Below are 16,752 nucleotides of genomic sequence, written 5' to 3' on the forward strand. Positions count from 1 at the left end.
CTGTGTGCCAGGCGTTACAGCGCCGCTTCGTCGGCTTCGCCGGTACGAATACGAATCACACGCTGCAGCTCAGCGACGAAAATTTTGCCGTCGCCAATTTTTCCGGTGTATGCCGCTTTACTGATGACATCAATCACTTCATCAAGCTGGTCGTCGGCAATCGCCACATCAATTTTCACTTTGGGCAGGAAATTGACGCTGTATTCCGCCCCGCGATAAAGCTCAGCATGACCTTTCTGCCGCCCAAAGCCTTTCACTTCGGTGACGGTCAGTCCCTGAATACCTATAGAAGAGAGCGCTTCGCGAACGTCTTCCAGTTTGAACGGTTTGATTACCACGGTAACCAGCTTCATAGATCCCCTCCAGTCAGAATTCGGTAATGGCGCTGCTACACGTATACGTGATTGCAAGGGTTATGCCAGAAATGAAAATTCCCCGAAGAGCGGCCTGCGGCTGGCGAAAGAATTGACGTGAGAAAGAGCGAGGCGAAGCGAGAAAAGAAAAACGCACCATGGCAGTGCATGATGCGTTACATTTTTGCACCACCGCCGTCGGGGCTAACGGCGTCGGTGCATCAGGCGGGTTGCGACTCTTCCCGCACGCTGGCCGCCAGTTCCTCTCCGGCGAGCTGGAGCTGATACATCTGCCAGTAGCGTCCCTGCGCGGCGAGCAGTTGATGATGGGTCCCGCGCTCCACCGCTTGTCCGCGATGCAGCACCAGAATGGTATCCGCTTCCACGATAGTTGATAGTCGATGAGCGATCACCACCAGCGTGGTATGTTCGCGCACCGCCGCCAGCGCCCGCTGAATTGCCTGCTCAGTGCCCGAGTCAATGCTGGCGGTCGCTTCATCGAGAATTAAGATTTGCGGCGTCGCGACCAGAACCCGCGCCAACGCAAGCAGCTGTTTTTGACCGACGGAGAGGTTATTTCCCTGCTCGCCAAGACGGGTATGGATACCTTCGCTCATGCCGCGCGCCAGCTCCGCGAGCTGCACGGTTTCGAGCGCCTGCCAGACCTGCTCCTCGGAAATATCCCGTCCCAGGGTAACGTTGGCAAGGAACGTATCCGCCATCACCACCGGATCCTGCTGCACCATCGCCACGCCCTGGCGTAACGCACCGTGACTGAGCGTACTCAGCGGACGGCCATCAAGACGAATTTCGCCGTGGCGAAGGGGATAATAGCCCATCAGCAGGCTGGCAAGCGTGCTCTTGCCGCTGCCGGTGTGCCCCACCAGCGCCACAAAACTGCGCGACGGCACTGAGAGGCTAATGTTTTGCAGCACCAGATTATCATCGCGATAAGCAAACGAAACATCGTCGATTTCGATCTGCCCGGATGCCAGCGGACGAGCGTCCTGACCGTAACGCTGACGCGGGCCGTCCATCAGTTCAAACACGCGTTCACCCGCCACTACCGCCTGTTGCAGCATCGACTGCTGCGTAGTGAGTTCAATTAGCGGCTCATTCAGGCGCCCCAGATAACTGATGAAGGCGTACAGTACGCCGACTTCAATAGTGCCGACAGAGGTAAAGCTGAACAGCATCAGCAGCCCACAGAGAATCAACGCTGAAAACAGGCTCAACAGAGGACGCAATAAAAAGCCGTCCAGACGCAGAGTCTGCATCCGCGCCATATAATGCGATCGGCTGGCCTCCCCCATTCTTTCACCAAAACGCGCCTGTTGGCGGAACTGCTGAATGACGCTCATGCCGTTGATGACTTCGTTAAAACCGTCGTTAATATCGGCGAGATAAGCGCGTACCCGGCGCACTATCGGCGTGCTGTAGCGCTGGTAGATCACCATCACCACCAACACGGCCGGGAAAATCAGGATCGCCACCAGCGCCATACGCCAGTCAAGACTGAACATCGCCACCAGCATCGCGCCAATCAGCGCCGCGCTGCGCAGCACGGTCGCCACCACCGTGACGTACAGATCGCGAATGACTTCGGTGTCATTGGTGACGCGTGAAATCAGTTGGCCGACGGGTTGGGTGTCAAACTCGCTTAGCGGCTGTCGCAGCGCGGCGTCCATCACGTCGGTACGCAGTTGCTGAACCACCCCGACCGCGGCGCGGTTAAACAGCAGCGACTGCGCGTAATGCAAACTGGCGGCCAGGATTTGCAAGCCGAGATAAGCGGCTATCAGCCCGGCGACAATGCCAAGCGGCAGCGTGTTTTTCGCCACCATATTGTCGATAAAATAACTGATCAACAACGGGCCGCTGACTTCCGCCGCCGCCGCAATCCACAGCATCACGACCGCGATACCCAGCGGTTTACGCCACGGAGAGCCGTAGGCCAGCAGGCGCTTGAGGGTCGGCCATAACTGCCCGAAACTACGCATTCGCCGTCTCCTCATCGTTTTGCGGCGCATCGTCCAGCGCGGCTTCCAGTTGCTGGTAACGGTACATGTCGCGATACCAGCCCGCCTGCTGAACCAGCGTCTCATGATCGCCACGCTGGATGATATGACCATGCTGCATAACGATGATTTCGCTCGCTTCGGTCAGCGCCGACAGTCGGTGCGCGCTGATAATCACCGTGCGCCCTTCTCCCCACTGGCGCAGGTTATGCAGGATCTGATGCTCGGTGCGGCCATCCACTGCCGACAGCGCATCATCAAGGATCAGAATTTCGGCATTCAGCAGCAGCGCTCGCGCAATGGAGATGCGCTGTTTTTGCCCGCCAGAGAGCATGACGCCACGCTCGCCCACCTCGGTGTCATAGCCCTGCGGCAGACGCAAAATATCCTCATGAACGCTGGCCAGCCGCGCCACATGCTCAATGTCCTGCTGCGTGGCGTTCGGGCAGCCCAGCGCAATGTTATTGGCCACGGTATCGGAAAACAGAAAAGGCGTCTGGCTAACCACCGCCAGGCGGCTGCGCCAGCTGTCCAGTTGCAAACGCGGCAACGGAATGTTGTGAAAACGCACGTCCCCCTGGGTAATGTCGAAATGACGCTGAATCAACGACAGCACCGTACTTTTACCCGCGCCGGTGGGCCCGCAAATGCCAAGCATCTGCCCCGGTTGAAGGTGAAAAACCACGTTTTCCAGCGCCGGATGCGAGGTGTGGGGATAGCTGAACTCACGTATCGCGACCGCCAGTTCTCCCCGCCCTTCCGGCACCGGTTCCGTACCGTCGTTAACTACCGGCGCTTCGGCCAGCATCGCGCGAATGCGGCTGTATGCCGCGCTGCCGCGCTCGACGATGTTGAACATCCACGCCAGAGCCAGCATTGGCCATATCATCAGCCCGAGATACATCATAAAGCTGGTTAATTGTCCCAACGTCAGAGCGCCCTGGACAACCATCCAGCTGCCGCCGCCAATCGCCAGCAGGTTCGCCATCCCGATGGCGATGTAAATCGTGGGATCAAAGCGCGCGTCAATGCGCGCCACGCGCATGTTTTTCTTACCGGTGTCGTCCGCATCGGCCGCAAACAGCGCCGACTGGCGATCCTCCAGACCAAAGGCTTTGATCATGCGGATGCTGGTGAGGCTCTCCTGGGTACGGTCATTCAGGCTGGAGAAAGCAGCCTGCGCCAGGCGAAAGCGATCGTGCAACTTATCGCCGTAGCGCTTAATCATCAACGCCATAACCGGCATGGGCAACAGCGCTAACAGGGTCAGTTGCCAGCTGATCTGCGTGGACATCACGATCAGCACCGCACAGCCCATCACCAGCGAATCCACCAGCGTCAGGACGCCTTCGCCTGCGGCGAACACTACGCGATCCACATCGTTGGTGGCGCGCGCCATCAGATCGCCGGTACGGTGGCGCAGATAAAATTCAGGATGCTGACGGCTCAGCTGACGGTAGTAATCTTCCCGCAGTTCCACCGCAAGCTGGTAAGACGCGCCAAACAGCAGCACGCGCCAGACGTAGCGCAGCAGATACACCACTACGGCAATCAGGGCGATGGTGCCAATCCACATCAGCACCCGCTGCGTCGTAAAGTGCTGCGCGGTGACGCCATCCACGACAATGCCCACCACCTTTGGCGGAATGAGCTGAAGAATGGCGATGATAATAAGCAAGGCAACAGCGCCGAGGTAGCGACGCCACTCCCGGCGAAAATACCAGCTTAATTGAGCAAATAATCGCACGCGTTATGTCCTGACCTGATTTTCCGGCTCATCGTCCGGGAGGGTTATTCAATGGGTAAAGCGGTAGTGTATTTAATCTGTTCCATCGCGAAACTGGATGTCACATCGGAGAGGCCCGGCACGCTGTTCACCAGGCGCTTATAGAAATCATCGTAGCGTTTCATGTCGGCCACCTGTACCCGCATCAGGTAGTCGTACTCCCCGGCCATGCGCCAGAAGCCAAGCACTTCGGGCATCTCGCTGACCACCGTCACGAAACGGCAGTACCATTCACTGCTGTGGTGCTGGGTTTTGATCAGCACGAAGGCGGTTAATCCCAGCCCCAGTTTTTCCGGGTCCAGCAACGCGACTTTGCCCAGCAAAATACCGTCGTCTTCCAACCGTTTGAGGCGCTTCCAGCAGGGCGTGGTGGTCAGATTAACGGCATCCGCCAGCGCCTGCAAAGAGAGGGTGCAGTCTTGCTGCAACAGCGCCAGTAGCTTGCGGTCAATTTTATCTAACATATCGACGTCTCAGAGAACAATTTTCTCCATTCATTCTATTTTAAAGGTCAAATAGCAACAATTTTTTCCGTGCTTTTCGCTACGCTTGGCACAAAATGACAAATGGATATTAATGATGAATAGTGCATGGGTTAAAAACGCCATCAATGAAATCAACGCGGATTACCATCGCTCCGCCGATACTCACCTTATTCGCTTGCCGCTGCCTGCCTTTCCGGGTATTCAGCTGTATCTTAAAGATGAAAGCACGCACCCGACCGGCAGCCTGAAACACCGGCTGGCGCGCTCGCTATTTCTCTACGGGCTGTGCAACGGCTGGATCAAAGAAGGCACTACTATTATAGAATCCTCTTCGGGATCGACCGCGGTTTCTGAAGCCTATTTCGCTCGCCTGCTGGGGTTGCCGTTTATCGCCGTCATGCCATCCTGTACGGCAAAGCGTAAGATTGAGCAGATTGAATTTTACGGCGGTCGCTGTCATTTCGTCGAAAGCGCGTGTGAAATTTACGCCGCCTCGGAGCAACTGGCGCGCGAGCTGAACGGTCATTACATGGATCAGTTCACCTACGCTGAACGCGCCACCGACTGGCGCGGCAACAATAACATCGCCGACAGTATTTTCCGCCAGATGCAGTGCGAACCGAACCCGGTTCCCGCGCACATCGTTATGAGTGCGGGCACAGGCGGCACTTCCGCCACTATTGGACGCTATATTCGCTGTCAGGGCTATGCGACCCGTCTGATGGTGGTTGACCCGGAAAACTCGGTATTCCTCCCCTACTGGCAAAACCGTGACGCCACGCTTCGCAGCCCGACGGGCAGTAAAATCGAAGGCATAGGCCGTCCGCGCGTGGAGCCTTCTTTTATTCCGGACGTGGTGGACGAAATGCTGCGCGTGCCCGATGCCGCCAGCGTGGCAACCGCGCACTGGCTGGAAACCCAGCTCGGTCGTAAGGTTGGGGCTTCCACGGGAACCAATATGTGGGGAATGCTGCACCTTGCCGCCAGAATGCGCGACGCGGGTGAAACCGGTTCACTGGTGACGCTCTTATGCGACAGCGGGGAGCGGTATCTGGACACCTACTACCACCCCGAGTGGGTAAAGGCGAACATGGGCGATTTGACGCCGTGGCAGGATGCGCTTGCTCAGTTGCTACGCCTTAAATAAAAAAACGGGCAACGTGATGCTGCCCGTTGCCGGAAAGGATCTCTCATTCGGGGGAATAAGGTAGATGCGGATTGTCCAGCCAATGTGTCAAAAAGTGTGATACCGCCTGATTACGGCAGTGGCCAATAACCGGCAGATGAGGCAGCTCGGCAATCAACTGCGGCATCGCATTGCCCATAATCAGGCCATGACCAACGCTACCGAGCATTTCACGGTCGTTCATCGCGTCGCCGAACGCCATGCATTCCGCCATCGTCAGTCCAAGGTGCTGACTCAACACTGACAATGCGGAACCTTTATTACAGTTCACCGGCAATACTTCCAGGCAATCAACGGCAGAGAAGCACAGATGCGCCCGTGGGCCTAACGTTTCATGCAACTGCGTTTTCAGTCGCGACAGATCGTCATGATCGCCGCAGAAGCAAACCTTGGTGACTTGATCCGCCGGGAGACGTTTGATATCGACGATCTGATAGCGAAAGCCGCTGTAGACGTGGGCCTGCAGGATCGCCGGAATGTCCTGGCCGGTAAACCAGCCATTGTCGTTAAAAACATGCATACTTGCCCGGGTGTCCCACTTCTGCTGCAGGACGATTTGCGCGACCGCCGGATCCAGATCCTGTCGATGCAGCACCTCTCCTTCCAGCGAATGAATGCGCGTACCGTTGCCGGTAATTAAAAACGCCTCCAGCGAAACGGCGCCAAGAATATGGCGCATTTCCAGCACGTGACGCCCGGTCGCAAAAGCCAGCGTGATGTCACGTTCACGCAGGCGGGACAACGTGGAAATCGTTTCCTCACCCAGCAGGTGGTTTGGCATCAGCAAGGTGCCATCCATATCAAATGCAGCCAGACGAGCCATCTCTTTCTCCACTCTGTGACGGGGTTAACTTGTGGATGAGTATCACCTGATATATACGGAAGTAATAGTGAATAGATAATCTGAATTGTTCCGGGTTTTTATGCGACTTCTTAATCGTCTTAATCAATACCAGCGGCTGTGGCAACCTTCTGGCGGCGAACCGCAAAGCGTGACCGTGGGCGAACTGGCGGAGCGCTGCTTTTGCAGCGAGCGTCACATCCGCACCCTGCTACGTCAGGCGCAGGCGGCGGGGTGGCTTGTCTGGACGTCGCAGTCCGGGCGGGGTAAGCGCGGATTGCTGCGTTTTTTGGTGACGCCGGAATCGCTGCGCACCACGATGATGGAGCAGGCGCTGGAAAAAGGGCAACAGCTTAGCGTACTGGAGCTGGCGCAACTGGCGCCCGGCGATTTGCGCGCCATGCTCCAGCCTTTTATGGGGGGTCAGTGGCAGAATGCGACGCCAACGTTGCGAATTCCCTATTATCGCCCGCTGGATCCGTTGCACCCTGGTTTCCTGCCTGGCCGCGCCGAACAGCATCTGGCAAGCCAGATTTTCTCGGGTCTGACCCGCTTCGACAGCGAGACGCAGCAACCCTGCGGCGATCTAGCGCACCACTGGGAGATTTCCCGCGACGGCTTACGCTGGGATTTTTATATCCGATCCACGCTGTACTGGCACAACGGCGACCCGGTGGCAACCACGCAGTTACACCAGCGGTTGTTGATGCTGCTGGCGCTTCCGGCGCTGCACAGGCTGTTTATCAGCGTCAAGTCGATAGATGTGACCCATCCGCAATGCCTGACGTTTACCCTTCACCGCCCGGACTTCTGGCTGGCGCACCGTCTGGCAAGCTACTGTAGCCATCTGGCGCATCCGGAACAGCCACTCGTCGGTACGGGGCCGTTTCGCCTGACGCTTTTTACTCCGGAACTGGTGCGTCTGGAAAGCCACGACCATTACCATCTTACGCATCCCCTGCTTAAAGCCATTGAATACTGGATCACACCACAATTGTTCGCGCAGGATCTGGGCACCAGTTGCCGCCACCCGGTGCAGATCACCATTGGAAAACCAGAGGAACTCGCCACGGTAAGCCCGGTCAGTACCGGAATCAGCCTGGGCTTTTGCTACTTAACGTTGAAAAAGAGCGCAAGATTATCCCTGCACCAGGCGCGTTGGCTGGTCGAACTCATCCATCGTTCTTCGCTGCTTGAGACGCTCGATGTCGGCGAGAATTTAATCACGCCCAGCCGCGCGCTGCTGCCAGGCTGGTCTATTCCACGCTGGCAAGGGCTTGAAGAGGTTGCGCTGCCAAAAACCTTGACTCTGGTCTACCATCTGCCAGTGGAACTGCACACCATGGCCGAACGCTTGCGCCTTACTCTGGCGGATCTGGGCTGCGAACTGACGTTAATTTTCCACAATGCGAAAACCTGGGAGGGCTGTCATCTGCTTGCCGAAGCGGACCTGATGATGGGGGACAGGCTGATTGGCGAAGCGCCAGAATATACCCTCGAACAATGGCTGCGCTGCGACGCGCTCTGGCCACATGTGCTCGACGCGCCTGGGTTTTCGCACCTACAGGCGACACTGGATGCGCTGCAAATTCGCCCCGAAGAAGCGCATCGGCATGCCGCGCTCCGGCAGGTTTTCACCACTCTGATGAATGAGGCGACGCTGACGCCGCTGTTTAACTATCATTACCGCATCAGCGCTCCCCCAGGCGTGAACGGCGTACGCCTGAATCCGCGCGGCTGGTTTGCCTTTACGGAAGCCTGGCTGCCGCCGCCGGGGCCGTGAAGTCGCTGGTCGGCGCGCATTTCAGGCGTTAACATAATGGTTTTGTAGATTTACGGGAAATACCATGAAACGTGCCGTCGTTGTGTTCAGTGGAGGACAAGACTCCACCACCTGTCTGGCGCAGGCGCTGCATCAGTATGATGAAGTGCATTGCGTGACCTTTGACTATGGTCAGCGCCATCGCGCTGAGATCGATGTGGCCCGTGAACTGGCCCTGAAACTGGGCGCCCGTGCGCACAAAGTGCTGGATGTGACGTTGCTCAGCGAACTCGCCGTCAGCAGCCTGACGCGCGACAATATCCCGGTACCGGATTACGAACCGGAAGCAAACGGGATCCCCAATACTTTTGTTCCCGGACGCAATATTCTGTTTTTGACGCTAACGGCCATTTACGCCTATCAGGTGAAAGCAGAAGCGGTGATCACTGGCGTGTGTGAAACCGATTTTTCCGGCTACCCGGACTGCCGCGACGAATTTGTGAAAGCACTCAATCACGCGGTTAATCTTGGCATGGCAAAGGACATTCGATTTGAAACGCCGTTAATGTGGATTGATAAAGCTGAAACCTGGGCGCTGGCAGACTACTGGGGCAAGCTGGATCTTGTGCGTCATGAAACACTGACCTGTTATAACGGCATTAAAGGCGACGGTTGCGGCCAGTGCGCGGCCTGTTATCTTCGCGCCAACGGTCTGCACCATTATCTGGCTAATAAGCCTGCGGTAATGGCGGCGATGAAACACAAAACCGGTTTACAATAACGCCTGTAGCATGGCCGGATGGCGAAACGACGTGTCGTGTCCGGCCTACGCCGTCTGATGCGCAGGCCGGATACGCGAAGCGCCATCAGGCACGCTTCGCGGTTTTCTACTGGACCATTTGCTCCAGCTTATCCCGCAATTCCCCTTCCAGCGGTAACGCTTTCTGTGTTTTCAGATCGATGCAAACGAAGGTGATCAGCGCATCGGCCACCACCTGCCCTTCTGGTTCAAGCGTGATGACCTGGCTCAGAATACCGCTTTTACCGTTTAACTGTTGTACCTGACTGGTGACGGTCAACAGATCGCTCAGCACCGCCGGACGGCGATAATTGATATTGATATTTACCACTACGAAGGCGATGTTGTGCGCCGTCATCCACTGAAAGCTGTCGCTGTTTTCCAGCCCGTCCCAGCGGGCTTCTTCAAGGAATTCCAGATAGCGGGCGTTATTCACATGTTGGTAAACATCGAGATGATAACCACGGACTTTGATTTGTGTTTGCATAGCGCTGAAACCTTAATTTATCGTTATAGGTATGACAGAAGTAAAGAGGTCATAACTGGTATGACCTCCGTAATCCTGGCAAATTTTAGCCACTACGCAAGTGCTTAAAGCGTCAACGCTGACAGATTACGTTCAACTAATGCGCTACCCATGCCCGGCACCTGCTTGAGATCGTCTACCGTTTTAAAAGGACCGTACTCTTCGCGATAGCTGACGATCGCCTGTGCTTTCTTTAGCCCGACGCCGTTCATCGCGCGCGCCAGCTCCTCTGCCGTTGCGGTGTTAATGCTGACCCGGGTACCGTCTTCGTCGCTGGCTTTCACTGGCGCCGCCGCTTTGTTTTGCGCAGCGGTATGGGCTTCCGCTTTGTTTTCCGCCACCGCGCCCTTTGTTGCTGGCGCGGCGGCCAGCGCGCTGTGCGTCATGCCCGCGCAGGCTAAAGAAAGGGTAATGAGTAGCGCTTTGAATCCGTGTTTCATACTGTTTCTCCTTGTTTGTTAACAGTGAAAGCACAATAGCGGGACGGCAGAAAGCGAACAAACGGTAAAGTTCAGAAATGGAAAAGGCCGCGAAAGCGGCCTTTTGGTGTTACAACTGTTGAGCTATTTTTTGCGAGACGTCTCGATGATTAAGGCTGTTGCTCCATCGCATCACCGATTTTGATCTTCGCTTCTTTACGCAGATTGCTCATCAGCGCTTCAAACACAATCTGCGCATTGTTCTGGGTGATACCCTGAACCATCGCCTTTTTCTGATCTTCCGGCATGGAGCCTGCTTTCACTTCGTCCAGCGCCAGGATCACGACGTTACCCTGCATGTCGTCAGCAATGCCATAGCTTGGTTTATCTTTGGCTGGCAGGCTCAGGCCAAACGCCGCCTGGCTAATCGGATCCTGTCCCGTACGGCTCAGGGTTTTCGATTCACCAAAGCGCAGGCCCGCCGCTTTCATCGCTTCTGCGCCTTTTCCTGCTTTCAGATCAACCAGCAGTTTTTCCGCGCTCAGTTTGGCCTGCTGCGTGGCTTTTTCATGTTTCACTATTTCAGTGACCTGATCTTTTACCTCAGCCAGAGGCTTCACCGCTTCCGCTTTATGCTCGCTAATGCGCAGTACAAACGCACGATCGCCGTCAACGGTGATGATATCCGAGTTTCTGCCCGGCGTGCCGTTTTCACCTACCAGTGAGCCGTCAAAGATCGCGTCTGACACCGGTTTAAAATTGAGTTCTTCAGGCAGACTGTCGCGGCTAAACCAGCCCGTTTCCACCGCTTTCACACCGGCGACTTGCTCAGCGCCCGCCAGCGATTCGGTGTCATTGTTCGCCGCGTCGCTAACTTTCTGCTGCAAGGCGAAAAAGGCGTCGATCGCTTTTTCCTGTTTCACTTTCGCGGCAATGTCATCACGTGCTTCGCTCAACGGTTTGACCTTCGCTGGCTGGACGTCGTCAAGACGCGCCACCAGGAAACCGACGGAAGATTTGATTACGCCGGAAAGCTGGCCTTTTTCTTTCAGACCGGCATTTTTCAGTTCGTCAGGGGTGGTTGATTCTTCCAGCCAACCCATGTCGCCGCCGTTACGGGCAGAGATGATATCAGCCGATTTTTCTTTCGCCAGCGCTGCAAAATCACCGCCTTTATTCAGCGCGTCCAGCACCGCTTTGGCTTCATCTTCCGTTTTGGTCTGGATGATGCTGTAACGGGTGCGCTGCGGCTGAGTGAATTCATCCTGATGCTGATCGTAATAAGACTGGATGTCTGCATCGCTCACCGGTTTTTGCATCGCCGCAGCGTCGAGCTTGATATAGCTGACGCGGAACTGTTCCGGGGTCATGAAGCTGTTTTTGTGCTGCTCGTAATAGCTGCTGACATCCTGTTCGGTCACCTGCTGCTTCGCCGCCAGCGTATTGACGTCGATAGTGGCTTCACGCACCACGCGCTGCTGAGCCACCAGCGCCGCCAGTTCGTCTGTTTCGCCTTTGAGCATAAAGTCGGTACCCGCAACGCCGCTGATCAGCTGCTGGGTAGTCAGTTGATTACGCAGCGCCTGGGCATACTGGTCCGCGGTCATGCCCATCTGATTAATAATCGCGTTGTAGCGATTGTTATCAAATTTACCGTCAACCTGGAAAGCGGGCGTAGTGAAAATCGCTTGTTTAACCTGTTCGTCGCTGATGCCAAGTTTGAGTTCGCGCGCGTACTGGTCGAGCAGCGCTTCGTCGATCAGGCGATTCAGCGTCTGCTGGCGCAGGGTTTTCATATAGCCTTCATTGGCGGCCAGTTCTGAATACCGATCGCCAAGCTGCTGCTGCATGCGATTACGTTCGCTGTTGAACGCATTCTCAAACTGCCCACGGCTGATTTCCTGGCCATTCACTTTAGCGGCGTAGTTGTTGCCTCCGCCAATCAGGTAACCACTCACGCCGGTCAGAATGAACGACACGATAATGATTCCGAAAATAATCTTGAGCACGAGACTGTTAGCAGCCGTGCGTAAGCTGTCCATCATGGTGTAACCACACTCCGCTGTAGGTGACTATACACTGCACGCAGCATAGTGTTTCCTGAACGCTGCGCATAAAGGCCTATTGTGACAAGAAACAGGGGCGATTGTCAGCCCACAACGTATAGAAAATCGGTTCAATAATAAAAAAGGCACATCAGATGATGCGCCCTTGTACTGGATCCTGTTCCCCTGAAGGGAATACGCTTAGTTTACAGCGTCTTTCAGTGCTTTACCTGCACGGAAGCCAGGAACTTTCGCCGCAGCAATGGTGATCTCTTTACCGGTTTGCGGGTTGCGACCAGTACGGGCAGCACGCTCTTTAACGGCAAAAGTACCAAAACCTACCAGCGCAACGTCATCCCCTTCTTTCAGAGATTCGGTAACAGATGCAATAATTGCATCTAACGCACGTCCAGCCGCAGCCTTAGAGATATCAGCCCCTGCAGCAATTTTGTCGATCAGTTGAGATTTATTCACTCTTCTCTTCCTCATTATAATTTATATCGCACCTGAGTCCTTCAAAGTGCGACCGCGCAGCAGTTATATCAGGCCTGCCATGCCCTTACAACACCCGTTAATGATGGCAAGCCTAATCCGTCATCTAAATTAGCTATACAAAAAAAGGCTGGCAAGCCCGAAATGGCCTGCCAGCCCTGTTTTTATTAGTGCTCTTTGCGCGAGGTCACTATTTTGCGGTTACAACCTGCATGCCAGACGGCTCATTTTGCAGCGCGAGGGTCAAAACTTCTTCGATACGTTTCACCGGATGAATGTCCAGATCCGCAATCACGTTATCCGGAATCTCTTCCAGGTCACGTTTGTTCTCGTCAGGAATTAAGACCGTTTTAATGCCGCCACGGTGTGCCGCCAGCAGTTTTTCTTTCAACCCGCCGATAGGCAACACCTGGCCGCGCAGGGTGATCTCACCGGTCATCGCGACATCGGCGCGTACCGGGTTACCGGTCAGACAGGAGACCAGCGCAGTACACATTGCGATACCGGCGCTCGGGCCGTCTTTCGGCGTCGCGCCTTCCGGTACGTGAACGTGGATATCGCGTTTTTCGTAAAAGTCCGGATTAATACCCAGTTTTTCCGCGCGCGCGCGTACCACCGTCAACGCTGCCTGAATGGACTCCTGCATCACCTCGCCCAGCGAACCGGTATAAGTGAGCTTGCCTTTGCCCGGCACGCAGGCGGTTTCGATGGTCAGCAGATCGCCGCCCACTTCCGTCCACGCCAGACCCGTGACCTGGCCCACACGGTTTTCGTTGTCCGCACGACCATAGTCAAAGCGCTGAACGCCCAGGTAATCGTGTAGGTTATCGCCATTGATCACGATATGCTTCAGGGACTTATCCAGCAGCAGTTGCTTCACGGCTTTGCGGCACAGTTTAGAGATTTCACGCTCCAGGCTACGTACGCCCGCTTCACGGGTGTAGTAACGAATAATGCCGATAATGGCGCTATCGTCGACCGTCAGCTCACCTTTTTTCAGCGCGTTACGCTCGATCTGCTTCGGCAGCAAATGCTGCTTCGCAATATTCAGTTTCTCGTCTTCGGTGTAGCCAGACAGACGGATCACTTCCATACGATCCAGCAGCGGCGCCGGAATGTTCATCGAGTTAGACGTCGCGACAAACATGACGTCGCTGAGGTCGTAGTCCACTTCCAGGTAGTGATCACTGAACGCCACGTTCTGCTCGGGATCCAGCACTTCAAGCAGGGCGGACGCCGGATCGCCACGCATGTCCGAAGACATCTTGTCGATCTCGTCAAGCAGGAACAGCGGGTTTTTAACGCCCACTTTGGCCATTTTCTGGATCAGTTTACCCGGCATAGAACCGATGTAAGTCCGGCGGTGACCGCGAATTTCCGCTTCATCGCGCACGCCGCCGAGCGCCATACGGATGTATTTACGCCCGGTCGCTTTCGCGATGGACTGGCCCAGAGAGGTTTTACCTACCCCCGGCGGCCCAACCAGACACAGGATCGGTCCTTTAATTTTGTTCACACGGCTCTGCACCGCGAGATACTCAAGGATACGGTCTTTCACGCGCTCAAGGCCGTAATGATCGGTATCAAGAATTTCCTGCGCCTGACGCAGGTCTTTTTTGACTTTGCTCCGCGCATTCCACGGAACCTGCACCATCCAGTCGATATAGCCGCGCACAACGGTCGCTTCTGCCGACATCGGAGACATCATTTTCAGCTTCTGCAGCTCCGCTTCCGCTTTCTCTTTCGCCTCTTTCGGCATTTTCGCCGCGTCGATCTTGCGCTTCAACGCTTCGTTTTCGTCCGGGGCATCATCCATTTCGCCAAGTTCTTTCTGAATGGCTTTCATTTGCTCATTCAGATAGTACTCACGCTGAGATTTCTCCATCTGCTTCTTAACGCGGTTGCGGATACGCTTCTCAACCTGCAGCAGATCGATTTCGGACTCCATCATCGCCATCAGATATTCCAGACGCTCGTTCACGTCGGACATTTCCAGCACGGACTGTTTGTCCGCCAGCTTCAACGGCATATGCGCCGCGATGGTATCCGCCAGACGCGCCGGGTCGTCGATGCTATTGAGCGACGTCAGCACTTCCGGTGGGATTTTCTTGTTCAGCTTGATATAGCCTTCGAACTGGCTGATTGCCGTGCGCACCAGCACTTCCTGTTCACGCTCGTCGATGGCGGGGGAATCAAGGTATTCCGCTTTCGCAGAGAAGTGTTCGCCGTTATCAGACAGCGCAGAAATACGTGCACGCTGTAACCCCTCGACCAGCACTTTTACCGTGCCGTCAGGCAGTTTCAGCATTTGCAGAATAGAGGCCACGGTCCCGACGGTGAAAAGATCGTTTACACCCGGCTCATCCGTTGATGCTTCTTTCTGGGCGACCAGCATGATTTTTTTATCATGGTCCATAGCCGCTTCCAGACAACGGATAGATTTTTCCCGCCCTACAAACAAGGGTATGACCATGTGCGGATAAACCACCACATCGCGCAACGGCAATACGGGGATTTCAATGCGTTCAGAACGCTCAGGATTCATAGAGCTCTCTCTTAGTTTAGTGTCCGCCAGGTAATCAGGTGACACGCTGTGCTTCATCTCACCTTTAACATGTATGTCAGTATATGGGGATGTTTCCCAGACATTCAACGGCAGGATTCAGGAAAAATAAAAGGGGAGATAAAATCCCCCCTTTTTGATTAACCAGTTGTATATTTTGGCTAATTATTCGCCAGATGCCTGCTGCGCTTCCGGCTTGCCGTAGATCAGTAACGGCTTGCTTTGACCGCCGATGACCGACTCGTCAATCACCACTTTCTCGACGTCTTCCATAGAAGGCAGATCGTACATGGTGTCGAGCAGCGCGGCTTCAACGATGGAACGCAGACCACGGGCGCCTGTTTTACGCGCCATCGCTTTCCTGGCGATAGCATCCAGCGCTTCGTCACGGAATTCCAGATCCACGCCTTCCAGGTTAAACAGCGCCTGATACTGTTTGGTCAGGGCATTTTTCGGCTCTTTGAGGATCTGAATCAGCGCTTCTTCGCTCAGTTCGCTCAGCGTTGCCACGACCGGCAGACGACCGATGAACTCCGGGATCAACCCGAACTTAATCAAATCTTCCGGTTCGACCTGAGAAAGCAGCTCACCTTCGCTGGCTTTGTCGGATTTGCCTTTCACCGTCGCGCCAAAACCAATACCAGAGCCGGTTTCAACACGGTTCGCGATCACTTTATCCAGACCCGCGAACGCGCCGCCGCAGATAAACAGGATTTTCGAGGTATCAACCTGCAGAAACTCCTGCTGAGGATGTTTGCGTCCGCCCTGCGGCGGAACCGCGGCGACGGTCCCTTCGATCAGCTTCAGCAGCGCCTGCTGCACGCCTTCGCCGGAAACGTCACGGGTGATGGACGGGTTGTCAGATTTACGAGAAATCTTGTCGATTTCATCGATATAGACGATACCCCGTTGAGCTTTCTGCACGTCGTAATCACACTTCTGCAGCAGCTTCTGAATAATGTTCTCAACGTCTTCACCCACATAACCGGCTTCGGTCAGGGTGGTGGCATCCGCCATGGTGAACGGAACATCCAGCAGGCGCGCCAGCGTTTCGGCCAGCAGCGTTTTACCGGAACCGGTGGGACCGATCAGCAGAATGTTACTTTTACCCAACTCGACGCCGTTACTGGTGTCGCCGTTGCGCAGACGTTTGTAGTGGTTGTAGACCGCAACCGCCAGCACTTTTTTCGCCTGTTCCTGGCCGATAACATAATCGTCAAGATGGTTGCGAATTTCATGCGGCGTCGGCAATGCGCTGCGTTCGCGGTGCGGCGCCACTTCTTTAATTTCTTCGCGAATGATGTCGTTACATAAATCGACGCATTCGTCGCAGATATACACCGATGGACCGGCTATAAGCTTACGCACTTCATGCTGGCTTTTGCCGCAAAAAGAGCAGTACAACAGTTTGCCCGAGCCATCTTTGCGTTTATCTGTCATGAGTTAAAACCTCTTTCTTTGTTCTTTGTGCCGCACA

The 16,752-nt window shown here is 55.2% G+C and carries 14 protein-coding genes; 3 read left to right on the forward strand and 11 right to left on the reverse strand.

The features are described 5' to 3' along the window. Positions 1 to 14: 14 nt before the first annotated feature. The 4 genes from glnK to decR form a co-directional block, all read right to left on the reverse strand. Positions 15 to 353 (reverse strand): P-II family nitrogen regulator, encoded by a 339-nt coding sequence (gene glnK, locus HVX72_RS15915; protein WP_002891893.1) that lies wholly within the window; start codon positions 351 to 353, stop codon positions 15 to 17. 221 nt (positions 354 to 574) lie between these two features. Continuing rightward, positions 575 to 2,353 carry a SmdB family multidrug efflux ABC transporter permease/ATP-binding protein gene (locus HVX72_RS15920; protein WP_042285880.1) on the reverse strand — a complete coding sequence of 593 codons (1,779 nt, stop codon included), beginning with the start codon at positions 2,351 to 2,353 and terminating at the stop codon, positions 575 to 577. Then, positions 2,346 to 4,118: a SmdA family multidrug ABC transporter permease/ATP-binding protein gene (locus HVX72_RS15925; RefSeq protein WP_181821863.1), complete on the reverse strand. Its 1,773-nt coding sequence runs from the start codon at positions 4,116 to 4,118 to the stop codon at positions 2,346 to 2,348. The genes HVX72_RS15920 and HVX72_RS15925 overlap by 8 nt, the downstream gene beginning before the upstream one ends. Before the next feature lie 44 nt (positions 4,119 to 4,162). Then, positions 4,163 to 4,621, reverse strand: a complete 459-nt coding sequence (decR, locus tag HVX72_RS15930; protein ID WP_042285884.1) for a DNA-binding transcriptional regulator DecR — start codon at positions 4,619 to 4,621, stop codon at positions 4,163 to 4,165. Between the two features lie 112 nt (positions 4,622 to 4,733). Here decR and HVX72_RS15935 point away from each other — a divergent pair, with 112 nt between their 5' ends. Further along, on the forward strand, positions 4,734 to 5,789 hold the full coding sequence (locus HVX72_RS15935) for a PLP-dependent cysteine synthase family protein (RefSeq protein WP_084588982.1): 1,056 nt from the start codon (positions 4,734 to 4,736) through the stop codon (positions 5,787 to 5,789). 43 nt (positions 5,790 to 5,832) lie between these two features. On the opposite strand, the gene cof is transcribed toward HVX72_RS15935, so the two are convergent. After that, positions 5,833 to 6,651 (reverse strand): HMP-PP phosphatase, encoded by an 819-nt coding sequence (gene cof, locus HVX72_RS15940; RefSeq protein WP_181821864.1) that lies wholly within the window; start codon positions 6,649 to 6,651, stop codon positions 5,833 to 5,835. Positions 6,652 to 6,751: 100 nt separating this feature from the next. On the opposite strand from cof, the gene HVX72_RS15945 reads away from it, so the two are divergent. Together HVX72_RS15945 and queC are read left to right on the forward strand one after the other, a co-directional pair. Further along, entirely contained in the window at positions 6,752 to 8,452 is a 1,701-nt protein-coding gene (locus HVX72_RS15945; protein WP_060569055.1) for an SgrR family transcriptional regulator, read from the forward strand. A 64-nt stretch (positions 8,453 to 8,516) separates the two neighbouring features. Continuing rightward, positions 8,517 to 9,212 carry a 7-cyano-7-deazaguanine synthase QueC gene (gene queC, locus HVX72_RS15950; protein ID WP_181821865.1) on the forward strand — a complete coding sequence of 232 codons (696 nt, stop codon included), beginning with the start codon at positions 8,517 to 8,519 and terminating at the stop codon, positions 9,210 to 9,212. Positions 9,213 to 9,318: 106 nt separating this feature from the next. On the opposite strand, the gene fadM is transcribed toward queC, so the two are convergent. The 6 genes from fadM to clpX form a co-directional block, all read right to left on the reverse strand. Then, positions 9,319 to 9,717, reverse strand: a complete 399-nt coding sequence (gene fadM / locus HVX72_RS15955) for a long-chain acyl-CoA thioesterase FadM (protein WP_042285898.1) — start codon at positions 9,715 to 9,717, stop codon at positions 9,319 to 9,321. Positions 9,718 to 9,821: 104 nt separating this feature from the next. Next, positions 9,822 to 10,196, reverse strand: a complete 375-nt coding sequence (locus tag HVX72_RS15960; protein ID WP_042285900.1) for a helix-hairpin-helix domain-containing protein — start codon at positions 10,194 to 10,196, stop codon at positions 9,822 to 9,824. A gap of 149 nt (positions 10,197 to 10,345) precedes the next feature. Further along, positions 10,346 to 12,220, reverse strand: coding sequence for a peptidylprolyl isomerase (gene ppiD, locus HVX72_RS15965; protein WP_181821866.1), 1,875 nt, complete (start codon positions 12,218 to 12,220; stop codon positions 10,346 to 10,348). Between the two features lie 201 nt (positions 12,221 to 12,421). Then, positions 12,422 to 12,694, reverse strand: coding sequence for a nucleoid-associated protein HU-beta (hupB, locus tag HVX72_RS15970; protein ID WP_003021629.1), 273 nt, complete (start codon positions 12,692 to 12,694; stop codon positions 12,422 to 12,424). 208 nt (positions 12,695 to 12,902) lie between these two features. Next, positions 12,903 to 15,257 (reverse strand): endopeptidase La, encoded by a 2,355-nt coding sequence (lon, locus tag HVX72_RS15975; RefSeq protein ID WP_042285905.1) that lies wholly within the window; start codon positions 15,255 to 15,257, stop codon positions 12,903 to 12,905. A 183-nt stretch (positions 15,258 to 15,440) separates the two neighbouring features. Continuing rightward, entirely contained in the window at positions 15,441 to 16,715 is a 1,275-nt protein-coding gene (clpX, locus tag HVX72_RS15980; RefSeq protein ID WP_042285907.1) for an ATP-dependent protease ATP-binding subunit ClpX, read from the reverse strand. Positions 16,716 to 16,752: the final 37 nt, after the last annotated feature.

This window comes from Citrobacter sp. RHB21-C05 (assembly GCF_013889015.1).
GTDB classification, from domain to species: domain Bacteria; phylum Pseudomonadota; class Gammaproteobacteria; order Enterobacterales; family Enterobacteriaceae; genus Citrobacter_A; species Citrobacter_A sedlakii.

Excerpts from the sequence above, each read along its gene's own strand:
- HVX72_RS15945 (WP_060569055.1), top strand. The coding sequence starts at position 6,752 with ATGCGACTTCTTAATCGTCTTAATCAATACCAGCGGCTGTGGCAACCT.
- cof (WP_181821864.1), bottom strand. The coding sequence starts at position 6,651 with ATGGCTCGTCTGGCTGCATTTGATATGGATGGCACCTTGCTGATGCCA.
- decR (WP_042285884.1), bottom strand. The coding sequence starts at position 4,621 with ATGTTAGATAAAATTGACCGCAAGCTACTGGCGCTGTTGCAGCAAGAC.
- clpX (WP_042285907.1), bottom strand. The coding sequence starts at position 16,715 with ATGACAGATAAACGCAAAGATGGCTCGGGCAAACTGTTGTACTGCTCT.
- lon (WP_042285905.1), bottom strand. The coding sequence starts at position 15,257 with ATGAATCCTGAGCGTTCTGAACGCATTGAAATCCCCGTATTGCCGTTG.
- HVX72_RS15920 (WP_042285880.1), bottom strand. The coding sequence starts at position 2,353 with ATGCGTAGTTTCGGGCAGTTATGGCCGACCCTCAAGCGCCTGCTGGCC.
- HVX72_RS15935 (WP_084588982.1), top strand. The coding sequence starts at position 4,734 with ATGATGAATAGTGCATGGGTTAAAAACGCCATCAATGAAATCAACGCG.
- HVX72_RS15960 (WP_042285900.1), bottom strand. The coding sequence starts at position 10,196 with ATGAAACACGGATTCAAAGCGCTACTCATTACCCTTTCTTTAGCCTGC.
- ppiD (WP_181821866.1), bottom strand. The coding sequence starts at position 12,220 with ATGATGGACAGCTTACGCACGGCTGCTAACAGTCTCGTGCTCAAGATT.
- fadM (WP_042285898.1), bottom strand. The coding sequence starts at position 9,717 with ATGCAAACACAAATCAAAGTCCGTGGTTATCATCTCGATGTTTACCAA.
- glnK (WP_002891893.1), bottom strand. The coding sequence starts at position 353 with ATGAAGCTGGTTACCGTGGTAATCAAACCGTTCAAACTGGAAGACGTT.
- queC (WP_181821865.1), top strand. The coding sequence starts at position 8,517 with ATGAAACGTGCCGTCGTTGTGTTCAGTGGAGGACAAGACTCCACCACC.